Source organism: Vibrio sp. 1069, assembly GCF_033340555.1.
In genome coordinates this window covers 188153-203128 of the sequence record NZ_JAWOWP010000005.1, presented here as the reverse complement: position 1 = coordinate 203128, position 14976 = coordinate 188153, and the positions used below count along the sequence as shown (strand labels likewise).

The 14976-nt window shown below is 43.8% G+C and carries 16 protein-coding genes; 7 read left to right on the top strand and 9 right to left on the bottom strand.

The features are described from left to right. Window positions 1-157: 157 nt before the first annotated feature. The gene (gene ompV / locus R7040_RS10915; protein ID WP_017635134.1) at window positions 158-934 is read left to right on the top strand and encodes an outer membrane protein OmpV; all 777 of its coding nucleotides are present in this window, start codon (window positions 158-160) and stop codon (window positions 932-934) included. 75 nt (window positions 935-1009) lie between these two features. Here the strand turns inward: ompV and R7040_RS10910 are convergent, their stop codons facing one another. From R7040_RS10910 to R7040_RS10900, 3 genes are all read right to left on the bottom strand, one after another. Continuing rightward, on the bottom strand, window positions 1010-2677 hold the full coding sequence (locus R7040_RS10910) for an ABC transporter substrate-binding protein (protein ID WP_064354517.1): 1668 nt from the start codon (window positions 2675-2677) through the stop codon (window positions 1010-1012). Window positions 2678-2837: 160 nt separating this feature from the next. Then, complete coding sequence (locus R7040_RS10905; protein ID WP_005373936.1) at window positions 2838-3452, bottom strand: outer membrane beta-barrel protein; 615 nt, start codon at window positions 3450-3452, stop codon at window positions 2838-2840. 180 nt (window positions 3453-3632) lie between these two features. After that, on the bottom strand, window positions 3633-4517 hold the full coding sequence (locus R7040_RS10900; RefSeq protein ID WP_005387224.1) for a LysR family transcriptional regulator: 885 nt from the start codon (window positions 4515-4517) through the stop codon (window positions 3633-3635). A 93-nt stretch (window positions 4518-4610) separates the two neighbouring features. Between R7040_RS10900 and R7040_RS10895 the strand changes: the two genes are divergently transcribed. After that, window positions 4611-5492: a DMT family transporter gene (locus R7040_RS10895; protein ID WP_005373940.1), complete on the top strand. Its 882-nt coding sequence runs from the start codon at window positions 4611-4613 to the stop codon at window positions 5490-5492. Between the two features lie 63 nt (window positions 5493-5555). Here the strand turns inward: R7040_RS10895 and R7040_RS10890 are convergent, their stop codons facing one another. The 4 genes from R7040_RS10890 to pncB all read right to left on the bottom strand — a co-directional run bounded on the left by R7040_RS10890 (window position 5556) and on the right by pncB (window position 9229). Next, window positions 5556-6335, bottom strand: coding sequence for a methyltransferase domain-containing protein (locus R7040_RS10890; protein ID WP_033906303.1), 780 nt, complete (start codon window positions 6333-6335; stop codon window positions 5556-5558). Window positions 6336-6505: 170 nt separating this feature from the next. Continuing rightward, on the bottom strand, window positions 6506-7024 hold the full coding sequence (locus R7040_RS10885) for a glycine zipper 2TM domain-containing protein (RefSeq protein ID WP_053307172.1): 519 nt from the start codon (window positions 7022-7024) through the stop codon (window positions 6506-6508). Window positions 7025-7238: 214 nt separating this feature from the next. Beyond that, entirely contained in the window at window positions 7239-7598 is a 360-nt protein-coding gene (locus tag R7040_RS10880) for a hypothetical protein (protein ID WP_017819785.1), read from the bottom strand. A gap of 320 nt (window positions 7599-7918) precedes the next feature. After that, window positions 7919-9229, bottom strand: coding sequence for a nicotinate phosphoribosyltransferase (pncB, locus tag R7040_RS10875; protein WP_315867689.1), 1311 nt, complete (start codon window positions 9227-9229; stop codon window positions 7919-7921). A 298-nt stretch (window positions 9230-9527) separates the two neighbouring features. Here pncB and R7040_RS10870 point away from each other — a divergent pair, with 298 nt between their 5' ends. The 4 genes from R7040_RS10870 to R7040_RS10855 all read left to right on the top strand — a co-directional run bounded on the left by R7040_RS10870 (window position 9528) and on the right by R7040_RS10855 (window position 12373). Next, window positions 9528-10253, top strand: coding sequence for an NUDIX domain-containing protein (locus tag R7040_RS10870; RefSeq protein ID WP_005373953.1), 726 nt, complete (start codon window positions 9528-9530; stop codon window positions 10251-10253). A gap of 32 nt (window positions 10254-10285) precedes the next feature. After that, window positions 10286-10939 (top strand): isochorismatase family protein, encoded by a 654-nt coding sequence (locus R7040_RS10865; RefSeq protein ID WP_053307171.1) that lies wholly within the window; start codon window positions 10286-10288, stop codon window positions 10937-10939. Between the two features lie 29 nt (window positions 10940-10968). Next, window positions 10969-11325: a VOC family protein gene (locus R7040_RS10860; protein WP_025768007.1), complete on the top strand. Its 357-nt coding sequence runs from the start codon at window positions 10969-10971 to the stop codon at window positions 11323-11325. 154 nt (window positions 11326-11479) lie between these two features. After that, window positions 11480-12373 carry a DMT family transporter gene (locus R7040_RS10855; protein ID WP_005373960.1) on the top strand — a complete coding sequence of 298 codons (894 nt, stop codon included), beginning with the start codon at window positions 11480-11482 and terminating at the stop codon, window positions 12371-12373. Here the strand turns inward: R7040_RS10855 and R7040_RS10850 are convergent, their stop codons facing one another. Beyond that, a complete protein-coding gene (locus R7040_RS10850) occupies window positions 12374-13114 on the bottom strand; it encodes a DNA-binding transcriptional regulator YciT (RefSeq protein ID WP_017635127.1) in 741 nt (246 codons plus the stop codon). It lies immediately after the preceding gene. Between the two features lie 217 nt (window positions 13115-13331). Here R7040_RS10850 and R7040_RS10845 point away from each other — a divergent pair, with 217 nt between their 5' ends. Continuing rightward, window positions 13332-13811 (top strand): peptide-methionine (S)-S-oxide reductase, encoded by a 480-nt coding sequence (locus R7040_RS10845; RefSeq protein WP_054701515.1) that lies wholly within the window; start codon window positions 13332-13334, stop codon window positions 13809-13811. A gap of 38 nt (window positions 13812-13849) precedes the next feature. On the opposite strand, the gene R7040_RS10840 is transcribed toward R7040_RS10845, so the two are convergent. After that, entirely contained in the window at window positions 13850-14905 is a 1056-nt protein-coding gene (locus R7040_RS10840) for an NAD(P)H-dependent flavin oxidoreductase (RefSeq protein WP_213967460.1), read from the bottom strand. Window positions 14906-14976: the final 71 nt, after the last annotated feature.

Genomic DNA, 14976 nt, shown 5'->3' with positions numbered 1-14976 from the left:
GTTTTAACGAAAGCTATTCCAGCAACCTTTCTATTCTGAAGCAACATTCTGCTTCTTACCCTGATTGTTCATTACATTTCCATACGCTTTGCCGATAGATGCTTACAACGTCATTTTGTACAGTGTTCAAAACAAAACAGAACAACTCGGAAAAATGATGAAAAAAACATTAATTGCACTACTTACTCTGACAGCTGCTGGCTCAGCTTTCGCTGGCGATACTTACATTCGTAACGGTAACATCTACAACAACGAAGGCGGTTGGAACGTAGAAGCTGGTGTGGCTCAAGGCAGCGATCTTTTCAAAGATCAAAAGCATAATACAGCACCAATTCTCAACGGTGGTTACCATGGTGACGACTTTAATGCCGACCTAAGTGGCATTAACTACCGCTTCTTCGGTAACACCAATGAGTTAATCAACATGAGTGCCTACCTTGTAGGTAGTGGTGTAATGCGCGACGGTGATACAGCGAAAAGCCTGAAAGGCACAGATAAACGCCGTTTCGCCGTCGATCTAGGTTTAAACGCAGACTTTACACTGGATCAAAACAACGTCATTTCTACATACCTTCAGCACGATATCAGCGGTGCTTACAAAGGTTACTTAGCGGGCGCGACTTACTTCCACATCATGAAATTCGGTAGTGTTGATTTTGTTCCTTTTGCTAACCTAACTTATCAAAGTGAAGACTACGTAGATTACTACTTTGGTGTGAAACAACGCGAAGCAAACGCAAACCGCAAAGCATACAAAGGTGATTCAACGGTAAGCTATGGTGTGGGCTACAAACTTGTTATGCCAATCAACGACAACTGGCAAGTAAGCCAAATGACACAATACACGCGCCTAGGCAGCGGTATCAGCGACTCTTCTATCGTTGATAGCGCAAACCAATGGGTTGTTGGCGCAAGTGTGTCGTACAACTTCTAATCCGATACGCCCTTATAAAGCCATCATTTCGATGGCTTTATGCGTTGGACATTTGCATAATCTTGAACACCGACTCTAGTGTGAATGAGCAATCCATAACCTATGTAAATCGCTATAGCCTGTATTCTTCACCTGCACACCTCGCACTTGCTGTGTTTTTGTCACTTCTTCGTAGCCAACAAACAAAGGCAAATATAGGTACTGATCGCGCAGCGCTTTCTCTAGGTTTAATAAAGACTGTAGCGAGTGATCATCTGCCATCGCCCTGCGAACCTTTTCTCTATGGCTTAACATCTGGCTTTGATCAAAACTAAAACGCAGTCCAGTTGCTATCGACAGCCATTCGAAGATGCCATATTCAAATGGTGCTTCCATGACTTCCTCAATGAAGAGCAAATCTGCTTGGTGAGACACTACCTCAGGAAAACTAATGTCATCAATAACAATGATCTCTAACTCTAATCCCGTTGCACGAATCACACTGTGCAACCATTCGGAATGACGAATTAAACTCGGAATCGTCCAGACAGGTTCAGCTAATACCACTTTACCTTTCAGTTTAGGTATCACAACACCATCTGTTATTGATAAATCTTGCTCGTGAGTCTCTAACTGAATGCTGTCAACGGCACTTGGCGCATCATAAATTCGCTTTTGCACATGGATGTAATCAGCGAGTTGATACCAAGTCTCTTTTGTGAGTTGGGATTCCACGCGTTCGCGGTAGGTCAAATATGAAAATGCGCTAATTTTTTCCACTTCAACGTGATCGGAGCTTTGGTTAAAGCTCAACATATTTAAGGTTTTAACATCACCATGAGACAGCGTTATTTGATCTAACAATGCGCGTGCTGAAAAATACTCTTTGTGCGCTTCAAGAGTCATACTCTCCTGGTTCCAGCCGCTGATTTTAAATGGTCCAGTCCCTATGTGGTAGGAATAACTAGAACCGAAAGAGACGACATCTCGACACAGAATAGACGCATGAGGAGTTGCTAGCATGTATGGAAACAACTTGTTCGGATACTTCAATATAATTTTTAAGCAGTTAGATGTTTCTGCAACCACGCTATCAATACACTGCCAGAGCTCGTGAACTGGTCCTTTTATCTCCCTAAGTCTTTCTATACTCCAAACCACATCCTGTATGTTAAGGGGCTCGCCATCATGGCGATATATGCCTGGCCGCAACCATAACGTCATTACCTTGCCTTCCATTTTCCATTCGTGTGCTAACGATGGCTCGATACCACCATTGGAATTTTGGGTCAGCAATACGTCATAAACGCTTTTCGCGACGTGTAATTCAGTGTGACGGTAAGTATTCGCAGGGTCGATTTTGGATACCCAAGGGTAAGAAGAAATCAAAATAGCGTTATTTGATTCATTCAATCGATTCACTTTTTCAGAAGCGATAGTTAGTGCTCTAACCGCGGTTTGACCGAACCAATCAATAAGTTTCGTTATTGAGTTCATTCTTCCTCTGCCAAGCTCCTCAACCAAAAACTCGGTCATCGCTTGTTGGAGGGAAATATTAATACTGAGACGGCTAGCGTTACTTCGGCCAATCGCAGGTTGCCAATCGACCCAATCGTAAGTGGCAAGCTTTTTCATCACAATAGAAACATTGCGCCTCGACGTGCAAATCACCGCTTCTAGCTCAGAAAGCGTAACAAGGTGATACTGGTGAGGTTCAAAGTGCTTTAACAGTAGATCCAGATACCTAAGATTGACATCGTTCACAAAGATTCCTAAGAGTTATTCCAAAGCAAAAAAATAGCACAGGACGCTTAGCAACTAAACTTCCTGTGCTATATCTAAACAAATTCAAAGCTTGGACTCAGCTCGACCAACAGAAGTCAAAAACGTTTACTAAGCCAAGAGGTAACTTGAATAAGTATTCTTAGAAACGGTAGCTCATACCTACAGAGAATACATTGATGTCTGCATCAACCGTTACTTTTTCATTGCCAAATTTCGCAATGTCTAGCTCAGGCATCATGTATTCCCATTCAACTTGTAGAGCAAAGTTTTCAGTAATAGCGAACTCTGCACCTAAACCGTACATGCCTGTTACAGTGCTGTCAGAAATGGTGGTATGGCCTGCGCTACCGTCAATCACAGAGTTGCTAATTTTGAATTCAGCATTGAAGTAAGAAAGACCAGCTTTAGCAAAAAGGTTGAAACGATCGCCAATCGGTAGAGTCGCTTTTGGCTGAATCGATAGATACTTCATATCACCAACAGTAACAACTTTGCCGTCTAAAGCATCGTAGCCACCAATGGCTGCTTCTAGAGAAATGTATTCGTTGAATTTGTAACCACCGAATACTTTGCCTGAAAGGCTTGAGTCATCTTCAAGTTTAAGTTTAGTGCTAGCGTTAGTACCACCACCATTGATAGAGCCATTAACATCACCAAACGATGCTTGACCTACAGATGCACCAACGTAAGGAGCTGCGTTTGCAACAGAACATGTTGCTAGAAGGGCTGTCATTAGCCATGTTTTTTTAAACATTGTATTTCACTGCCTGTTAATTATTGAGGTTGTGTTTTGCCCATCCTTAAGCATGCCATGCTATCCATTTCACTTGGTTTCAAAACCAAGTGGATGTTAATGAATAAAAACTCAATAAAACATGAAATATTTAGACACAACTTTGCCACTTTCTTTCTTAATTTTGACAATTTAGTCATTTCACAAGCATTGCTGCTTCAACCAGTTAGTGAGTTTGATGATTTCCGCTTGCTTGGCTCGACTCTTTTTATGAATAAAATAAAAGCTGTCGCCGGTTTCCAATCCATGAGAAGGGATATACACCAAATCGTGCGCTTTATCTCTTTCATTAAGCATAAAATCATTCGCAAATGCGATGCCTTGGTCATAACGCGCCGCCTCAATTGCCAACAACATATGACTAAAATGTTGAACATCGACATCTTTCGGCAAGGTGTAACCGCCCGCTCTGCACCACTCAGCCCAGTCTTTTCCTCTCTCACGATAAATTGAGTCTGTCGACAAAATAGGGTATCGCCAAAGCGCTTCTGGAATCGGTTGATCTTGCAACTCTTTCCAAATTTTATGGCTGCAGACCGGATACAGCGTCTCCGCGTATAACTTTACCGACATGTAGTTTCGCTTTGGCTTTTCTACCGTGATAAAACAATCGCCAACGCTGTCTGTCTGTTCAGGATCACCAACGACCATATTGAGTGTCAGATCGATTTCTGGATGTAAGCGCTTAAAATCAGACAAACGAGGAATAAGCCACTTTACGGCAAGCGAGCTATAAATCGCCAACCGTATGCTGCCTTTGTCCCCTTCTCGCACCTTTTGGCTGGCCATCGCAATTGAGCTAATTGCTGGGCTAATATCCTCTAAATAGCGGGTGCCCGTATCGGACAAAGAGAGCTTTCTGCCTTGACGGATAAATAATGATTCACCCAAATAATCTTCTAATAGTCGTATCTGGTGACTAACGGCACTTTGCGTCACATTGAGTTCTTCAGCAGCAAGCGAAAAGCTAGAGTTTCTGGCAACAGATTCAAAACAGTGAACCGCTCTGAGTGGTGGCAATTTCATTATCTAAAAATCTCATACTTAAACTAATAAATATCACTTCACTTCATCCTATGACATCACCTACTCTTTGGCAAAGAAAGAGGAGAGGAAAAAGTGAAAGTTACATCGGTCGGAGCAGCGATGCTGCTATTAATTGTTGGAAATCTCATTGCGGTGCTTTCGGACTCTTTAATTAAAAGTGTCGGAAATGAAGTGCCTATTTTTCAATTTGTCTTTTTCCGACAAATTTCAGCGGTGCTTTTCCTGCTGCCAGTCTACTTGCTAACAAAAAATGCGCCTTTTCTTGAAGGGTTTAAGTGGCATGCTGTTCGCGCTCACGTATGGTTACTTGGTGCAATATTCATGGTTTTGGCGATCTCATCTTTACCGCTCGCAACTGCGAACGCGATCTTTTACGCCGCGCCATTAATCATGTTGCCGCTTGCAGCAATCTTTTTTGGAGAACAGTTGTCTAAGCAATCGGTCGCCGCAGCGATAATGGGCTTTGCCGGTGTATTGGTCATCATTCGTCCAGACCAAATCGATTGGGCAGCGATTTCAGCTTTAGTTGTTGCAATTACTTTAGCAATCAATAACTTGCTCATTAGAAAACTGCCAAAAAATCAGTCTGTGATGCAAACATTATTGATGACAAACTTGGCAGGTATTCCAGTAGCCTTCTTGCTTGTTCTGATCGAAGCAGAACCTTGGGACTGGAGTGCTTTCCCTGTTGCTGCTGGCTCAAGTCTGTTCATCATGATTTATGCAGCAACATGTGTCATCGCTTACCGCTCGATCGATAGCAACAAAATTGCCAGCGCTGAATACAGTGGCTTAATTGGTGCCGTGTTTGTGGGATTGATTTGGTTTGGAGAAGTGCCAGATATATTTATGGCAATAGGAACCATTATGATTGTTGTGCCTCTGGTTTGGCTTTCTAAACGAGAACGTCGTAAGAAAAAGTTGCAAGAGCAACAAGAAGCGCACGTTACTTAAAGTTGTGCTCTAACCCAAAGACTAAAAAACCGAGCCGTAAGTGCTCGGTTTTTTTATGTGGCTCTAATCGGTTTTTACGTAAGCGACTACGTGAGATAAAAACTGCCTTGCAAAGCGATCATTAAACCGGATGCGATATTCATGCTCGGCTTCCGACACTAGACGCCAGCCTTCAGCAAAGTATTCTTTGATATCATCAACCGCCTCTTCTTTATTTTTGATGTGTTTCGCGTTCCACTGATAAGTGCAAGAGACAACGATCAGCCCACCCACCTTGGTGGTTTTTTTTAGAGCATTGATCACGCTAAGTGGCGACTCACATTGATCAATCACATTTAAACATACGACTAAATCAAAGCGAGATTGGAGAGTATCGAGCTCAAAAGGCTGGTTAATTAGCGTCAAATCAACATGAGCACATTTCTGTACGATATCTCTATTCTCTACCTCTAAAGTGTTTAAGGTGTTCACATCGTGAAGGTAAGTAAGCTCGACGCGTTGTTCTTCTATTAATAGTTGCTTCAAGCCATCCATTAACCTATTTGAAGGCTCCACAAGCGTCGCTTCTTTAAGGTTAGGTAAGCGTTGCACTAACTCATAATAATTTCTTCCCAGCGCCGCCCCAACCTCAAGTAGGGAATACGGCTGAACGCTGCTTTCGATTACCGCCTGCGCAATAAAATCAGCAACTTGGGAGCAGTGAGGTGATGACAAAAAAGAAAGTGGGACTTGTTTTGAGCGACTGGTTATCATCTCAATCTGTTGCTCCTCAATGAACTTGTCGAACCATTGAGCTTCGAAATAACCAGCCAGACCGTGCTCGGTCAGGTAAAAATCTTCCATGTTTTTTCCGTTCGTACTTTTAGAAAAGTGATTGTATCGGACGCGGAAATTAACGGGTATTTCTGGCCGCACATTCCAATAGGAAAACAGATGAAAACGCCGCGTATGTGAAAAAGCCCTTTCATCTCAAAGATAAAAGGGCTTGTTAATCGCTTCGGTTAAGTCGCTAACTATTGTGGTAGAACAACGTTACCATCTTGAATTGGGAACGTTTTTGTCGCTGGTTTGCTCGCCAAACGAACCGTCGTTGGTGCACCTGAAACTTCGTAAGTGACGTCGTAACCCACTACTTTATCAGATGTCGTATATTCTGTATGACACTGTTTTTTCGTCGTTGTTACTACATCACCTTTTTGCACATTCTCCTGGATCTTACGACCTGTCAGTGCACCAGCAATCGTACCAGCTGCAGTTGCAATCACTTTACCTGAGCCACCACCGATTTGGTTGCCCAGCGCGGCTCCAGCTGCTGCGCCACCAACCGTACCAATAATTTTATTGTCATCCGCAGGGGCAACTTGCTCGGTTACTACCACGTCTTTACATACTTGGTGCGGCTTTTTCACCGTTTCAGTCACCGCTTCAACCAAAGTAATGTTTGCTTGAGTTGGAGCTGGTGGCGTTTTGTCTTTACAGCCTGCTAGTACAGCAACAACTGCCATTGCAATTGCGATAGATTTCATATTCATGATTTACATCCCAGTATGGTTTGCTTTAATGAGTGTTATGGTAAATCGCAAAAGGGAAATCACATCAGACGAAAACAAACCCTCTGTCATTAACAAGTAAAGAAACACTGTTTTATAAAAGATACGTCAAGAAACACTCAGCAACGTGTCAACAGAGCTAAAACTGTATCACTACTGATTATGATTGGGCTGGACTAGTCTATGAGATTTATTTTTAAGCCAAGCTCAAAAATAGTTCGTCATCCGTTAAATACTTATGACGGTGGCTTAGATTACGCACGTGCATAAACATAAAATCAGGGAAACCAGGCGCTATAATGTTATTTGGTTCCCAGCATACACCGCCAACAAACACATATCGCCCCTGCTTGTCATCTTCGTGAAGGGGGTTATTAAGAGGAGAAGAAAACTCTGCTCGGCAACCTTCAACCACACAAACAATTTGTCCTTTAAAAAGGCCAATCACGCGCTTTACAAGATTTGCCTTGATACCACACCTCCATGCTTGGCGAGTGGCCATCTCATAGCCATATTTTCGGATCGCTTTCTTTTGCAAATGTACTACTAGGTTCATTTTGACTCCTGATTCAAGCAACTACGTGAAGCCCAAAGTCATAAAAGCAGATAGACGTCTATACCCGAGTGAGCTCATGGTACGTGGGAATAAACTACGTGATTAGACTGAGTTTAGTGTCGGATGAGATACACCGTCCACGATGCTGTAACGTATCGATTTACACTAATCAAAGGCAGATAACACATCAACTTTTGAGTGCTTTCCTGCGCTGTATCTGGTTACTTCTGTATATTACTATAACGAAATCACCCTCCACGTTTACCTATATAAATTTGTCGTAACGATAGAGGGTGCTTATCAAGGAGAGAGGATAACGCCTACGCGTCAATGAGATAATTTTGACCTTCAGTTTCTAAACGATCGATCATTTTACGACACTCATTTAAATCAAGAGGTTGTTCAAAGCGGCGCTTGAGATTCATCAAAAAGAAGATATCTTCACACATGGCTTTCTCAGGTTCGTCACTGATTTTGGCGACCGGTGAACCATTGCACGTGACCATTTTTATCACGATAGAAAGTGGCTGGTAGGCTTCACCATCTTTATTGACATAATCACCCATATCATTGGCAAGAAAAGTACCGATACCAAAACTCACCTGAATACGTCCTTGGAAATACTCGCAAATATCTAACGCTTGTTCGAAGTTAAGTCCGTCGGTAAACACCAGTGTTTTTGTTAATGGGTCTATATTCAGTGACTGGTAGTGTGCAATCATTTTTTCACCCCAGCTATAAGGGCAACCACTATCGTGACGTACACCGAAGTACGCGTTACTTAGTTCTTTATCAAAGTCTTTAAGGAAAGCATCGATACCAATCGTATCGGTTAACGCAATGCCTAGTGCACCATTAAACATTTTTTGCCAACGTTGCAACGCCACTTTTTGCGAATCTCGCACATTCACCAGAGCTTGGTGTCCCATAAACCATTCATGAGCAACGGTGCCGATAGGCGTCAAGTTTAGCTCTTTTGCTAAGTGATAGTTGCTTGTTCCTGTCAAACATTCCGGCACTTCCTGGCACAAATATTCCAGCATAGTGCGCTGAGCTTGGAAGGAAAAACGTCGACGCGTCGACATGTCAGAAAATTTAAAGTTAGTGATGTTACGACGTTTTAGTTCCGACTTTAGGTGCCGAACTTTCTCTTCTAAAACAGTGGTAAATTGCACAACAGGGATATCTGACCAACGCTGACGGCTACGAACTTCAGACACGATGCTCATGATGATCGTTTCGTACAAGATGGTATCTCGCCACAAACCGTTAATAGTAATTCTTAACTGGCTTGAGCCATCAGCCATGGCTTTGTTATGGAAAGAGACATCGCTTTGTGGGTTGAAACGGAAATGGCGCAGTGCATCAACAAAGTCAGGATTCAGGTAAGGCGCGACACGCTTAATATATTCAATTTCTTCTTGCGTAAATTGAATATCTTGCAGTTTAAGGACTTCGGCTTTTACCTCAGGCAAAAGCTCAGAAAGGTCTTCCTCACTGCGCACGATAAACTTATATGACACCATCGCATCAGGGTAAAGCGCTGTTACAGCACTCATCATATTGACTTTGTAGACATCGAAATCCAAAGCGCTTTGAATGATGCGGGAAGAAAATAGTTTGGTGGTCATTAGGTGCCCTTCTACATGCCCTTCCTGGGTATATAACTTTTTGTTACTAACTAATTTGCGTAAACAATAAACACCCATCTATAGTTTGTCAACTTTTGTTACTAACCACTCATTTTTATAAGGTTTTTTTGTCTAGAATTCGAACAAGCATTGTGAATAAGTCAGAGTCATCCGTAAATTTATGCTCAAACCGTATTAAGAACACTACCGAAAACGTTTCTAACAACTCGTTACTTACCCATTGATTGACCACTTGTTATGCGCTAGATTACTTACAAATCAATATTAGGACCCAACCATGATCGTATCTGTCGACATTATTCCATTCAGGCTATCTGGCTGTGCCGATAAGGGATTGGAAGTGTTGTTGATTAAACGTTCAAATCCAAATCGGCCATACCATGGAGTCTGGGCACTACCGGGCGGATTTGTCTTTGATAAAGACTTAACCAGTGAAGGCGGACGCCCGGCCGATGAAAACTTTGAAGCGGCGCGTCGCCGAATTTGCCGTGAGAAAATCCATACCTACCCTCGCCATTTTAGCGAAGCGTTTATCGACGGTGATCCAAAGCGCGATCCAGAAGACTGGAGCTTAAACATTACGCACTACGCCTTAGTCGATCGTAACAATGTAGAGCAAATAAATAATGCAGGTGTACCGGAATGCCAACTTAAATGGTTTTCGCTACAGGCTATTCTCAATGGAGAAGAAACCCTCGCATTTGATCATCAAAAAACCATTGAAAAAGCGTGGCAAAAGCTTCGTGCATCCATTGAATACACATCGGTTCTTTTGTTTGCATTAGACAAAGAGTTTTTGGTTGCGGACATCATTTCTGCTTATCAAGAGTTTGGTATTGATATCAGCCGAATGACGATTAAGCGCCGCTTGATAGATTCAGGCGTACTAAAACCCACTAATAAAGTCGCTTCAACCAACAAAGGCAAAGGTGGAAAACCCGCAATGGTATATACGCTGACTAGCGACGAAGTAACCTTTTTTCAAAACTGTTTGCGTGGATAAACGCAGACAATCAGACAGACAAGGAGTCTGCCATGACTGTTCGAGTAAACTATCAAACTACAGCAGTGATCGACGTTGATCCAGAGAAAGGCTTTAGTGAGTTATGTCCAGATGAACTGCCCGTTGCAGGTGCGTTGGAAATCGTACCGGAACTTTTGAACAATCATGCCAAAGGCCGATTAAAACTGGTCAGTCGTGACTTACACCCACCAAAAGCAAAGTGGGATGCAGAATCGCCATCCAATATGCTTGAGCCCGTTGGTTTACCGAATGTGGATATAAAGTGGAACCGTCACTGTGTGCTTGGCACAACAGGTTCTGAGCTGCTAGATGGCTTACCACCCGTGTTGGACTATGATTTTCAAGTTAATAAAGGTATGGATCCTGACGCACACCCTTACGGTATTTTTTTCCATGATATTGCCGACACCAAAACGACAGGCGCGCATGAATTTCTAAAGTTCAACGGGATTGATACCTTAGTTATCGGTGGCCTTGCCTTAGACTTTTGCGTGAAAAAATCCGTCATGCAAGCGCTGGAACTTGGCTACAATGTGGTAGTTAATCTTGCTTCAACTCGTGCGGTGCTGCCTGATAATGTAGAGAATGTGCTGACAGAGCTCAGAGATAATGGCGCATTATTTGTCGAAAAAGCGGACGACATCATCGTAGAAAAGTTCGCCTAGAAACGATAGTAACCGAGAAGGATTTCACCATGCATCAACATGAAAAATTGAATTACGTTGAATTTGGTTCCACTAATGTCAGTGCGACCAAACAATTTTTTGAGCGTGCTTTTGACTGGAGCTTTACCGATTATGGTCCAGAATATTCTGCATTTTCAGGACAAGGGTTGGATGGCGGATTCTTCAAATCTGAGTTTATAAACCAAACCGCAAATGGTGGCGCACTTTTAGTATTTTATAGCTCAGACATTCAGGCCACTCAGACAAAAGTAGAGCTGCATGGTGGAAAAGTTATCCGCCCTATTTTCGAATTCCCCGGCGGCTGTCGATTCCACTTCACTGAACCGAGTGGAAATGAATTCGCAGTATGGTCAGAGAGCCATTAAGTCATCACAAATCAACAACACACCATCAACGTGAGCCCAAGCTAGCCAGATCCGGAACTGGCATTACATTTCTGGTTGACCTCATCCTTGGTTTAATTCACTGTTAGCGCAACAATTAATCGATGAGGCGCTAGACCTCGACCAAGGATGTCAAATGACTGCCGTCAGTTTTTTTCGCTTACTCTGCCTCGCTGCTATTTGGGGTGGCTCGTTTCTGTTTATGCGAGTCGCCGCCAACACATTCGGGCCGGCTTACTTAATCGAATTTCGAGTTACATTTGCCGCCGTCGCTTTGTTATTGATCGCCGTATATTTGAAGAAGAAACTCACGTTAACTGCGCATACTAAACACTTCTTTATTATTGGCTTATTCAATAGCGCAGTTCCATTTTTACTCTTTGCGTACGCAGCCCAGACACTGAATGCATCAACTTTAGCAATATTGAACTCAACCGCCCCAATATGGGGAGCACTAGTTGGCTTTGTTTGGTACCGCAGCCCACTCACAGCGAAATCTGTTCTCGGTATGCTAATAGGCATAGGAGGCGTTGCAGTCTTGGTCGGCTTAGATACTTCAACCATAGGTGAAGAAGCCATGCTCCCTATTGCCGCCAGTTTGATGGCTTCTTTCAGCTATGGCATTGCTACCAACTACACTAAAAATGCGCCACAAGTACCTGCTTTTGACAATGCTCACGGCAGTATGTGGGCGGCGGTTATTTGGGTACTGCCGCTGCTACCATTCTTACCAATGCGTGCAGAGCCAAGTCATTTCGAATGGAGCTCTGTTGTCACGCTCGGCGTTGTATGCACAGGGTTCGCTTATTTGCTCTATTTCCGCTTAGTTTCTGATATCGGCCCAGCGTCAGCACTGACTGTCACTTTTCTTGTTCCTGTTTTTGGTATCTTATGGGGCTACTTGGTGCTAGATGAGCCCGTCGGCTCTAACACCATCATAGGAACAATTCTAGTGCTTAGCGGCACTATGCTAGTCACCGGTTTCTCCCCAACAGCAATGCTCGCGAAGAGAAAACGAAGCGTGGCTTAATCAGCCTAATATAACTTCCACACCTCGCTTTTTGATTTGTTCAAGGTCGCTTTTCGGAGCGGCTTTGTCAGTCAGCAGCACTGATATTTCGTCAGTCTTACCAATTGATGAGGGATAAATTTGCCCAAATTTACTAGAATCCGTTAGAACAATATTGCGCCTTTTTTTCGCAATGATGGTTTCTGCAATCTCAGCGCGCATCATGTCGCGGCTAGTAAAGCCAGTGTCTTGATGGAAGCCGTCAATACCCAAGAAGGCCGTGCTGAAATGAATGTTCTCAATACACAACTTAGTCAGCGGTCCGACCAAGCTCTCGCCTTGGTGCTGATACACGCCACCAAGCAAGATAATGTTGGCAGAAGTGTTACGGATGAGATGGGCGATATACGCCGATGGCGTAATAATGGTCACATCGCCGCGCTCAGCCAATGTCCGAGCCAACAACGCATTGGCACTGCCTCCTTCAATCAGCACTGTCTCATTCGGTGCGACCAAATCCGCAGCTTGGTTTGCGAGCGATTGTTTAATATCGAAACGTACTTCTAGGCGGGCATCAATGTCATCACTTTGCAACGCGGTAGCTGCGCCGTGAACGCGCTTTAGGTAGCCCTGTTGCTCCAGAAAGTTCAAATCCTGTCTGATGGTCACGCCCGACACGCCAATGATGTCAGAAAGCTCCGTGACTTGAACGCGTTTACGGTCGTTCACTAATTGCAGGATTTCATTTTGTCTTGGGTTCACAGATTCGCTCCTTATTGATGAGCTTACAGTATACTCACCTGATGTTTCATATGAAAAGAACTTGAAAGTAAAAAGGAAAAAACGCGTGGTCTGATTAGCCAAGCTGCACCTTGCGAATATCGCTCCCATCAACAGATAATAGGGCAACGAAAATGGGATGGAAGAAGAGGGGTTAGCTCCCTACATCCCAACAACGGTAAAGACTAGGATAAAAGTAATGGAAGAAATTTACTTCGCAGGCGGTTGCCTTTGGGGCGTGCAAGAATTTATGCGCCACCTTCCGGGCGTAATCAACACAGAAGCCGGGCGAGCAAATGGCACAACGGATAACACTCAATCCGAATACGATGGCTACGCAGAGTGCGTGAAAACCCAGTTCGACCCTGAGCAAGTTTCGGTTGAAACTTTAATGGGGTATTTGTTTGAGATAATCGACCCTTACAGCGTTAACAAGCAAGGTGAAGACGTTGGTGAGAAGTACCGTACTGGTGTTTATAGCCAAAACGAACAGCATCTCACCATCGCGAAAGCGTTTATCGCAGCACGACCGGACGCCGACAAGATCGCCGTAGAAGTACTGCCACTCACAAATTATGTGCCAAGTGATGATGAGCACCAAGACAGACTCACAAACTTTCCGAATGATTACTGCCACATCCCATTAGATTTACTACATAAATACAGGGATAACTCGTAACCATTCAGTCAGCATCGCTTTAAAAGGCAAGACGCACATCAGTTTAAATCGATGCCTTCCACTAATGACAATGTCATTTCTGCCGCCGATATTTCTTTACAACCCGACGAGTTTTGTCCGCACCACAACGGAGTGAATTCATCTCGGTTTTGCTTTTCCATCAGCGCTCTTAGTTGAGCCATTTCAATGGAGGCGTATGGGAATTTCGGCGCAAACTCACTGATGTAGCCTAGCTCCGACATCGCGCGATTCACAATGCCTCTCGCTGGTCGGCCCGAGAAAACATTGGTCACAGCGGTATGTTGCGCGCGTTCACTGGCAATGGCATATCGATGTAAAGACGATGTTTTCGCCTCATCACACAACAAATAGACGCTGCCAACTTGAACGGCACTCGCTCCTAATCTCAACGCGGCTTCCACCCCACTTCTATCAGCGATTCCGCCTGCAGCAATAACGGGCAAATTCACCCGTTTGGCGATTTGTGGTAATAACGCCATCAAACTTAATTGAGTAGTTAAATCATCCGATAAAAACATACCTCGGTGTCCACCAGCCTCCAAGCCTTGGGCGATAATACCGTCAACGCCTTTTGCTTCTAGCCAAAGTGCTTCGTCCACCGTGGTCGCTGACGAAAGGATCTTCCCTCCCCACCCTCTAATTCGAGCTAACAAATAATCGTCTGGCAAACCAAAGTGGAAACTTATCACTGGCGGTGCAAATGGTTCAATCGCGTCAGCAATATCATGATTGAAAGGCATCCTTGTCGGAGCGTTTGGCTGAACCTGAACGGTTGCATCAACCTCGGAAAAATACGGTTGCAGCGTTTTTTGCCACTTTTCGTGCTTGTTGGCGTCATACTCCGGCATTTCATGGCAAAAGAAATTGAGGTTAAACGGTCGGTTAGTTGCCTGCTTGATAAGTTGAAGTTCTTTTACGATGGCGTCTTTGTTCAGCATTCCACAAGGTAACGAGCCAAGCCCGCCAACATTACTGACGGCGATGGTCATTTGGCTGTCTTGCACACCGGCCATTGGCGCTTGAATAATCGGTAACTCTGTTCCCAAAAGTGTATTAAATACCTTGTTTATCATGATCTTTCCTTGAAAACTTAACCTTTACCTGTGATGGATCTGCGCCATCGTTATCCAGACTAGACTTTCAC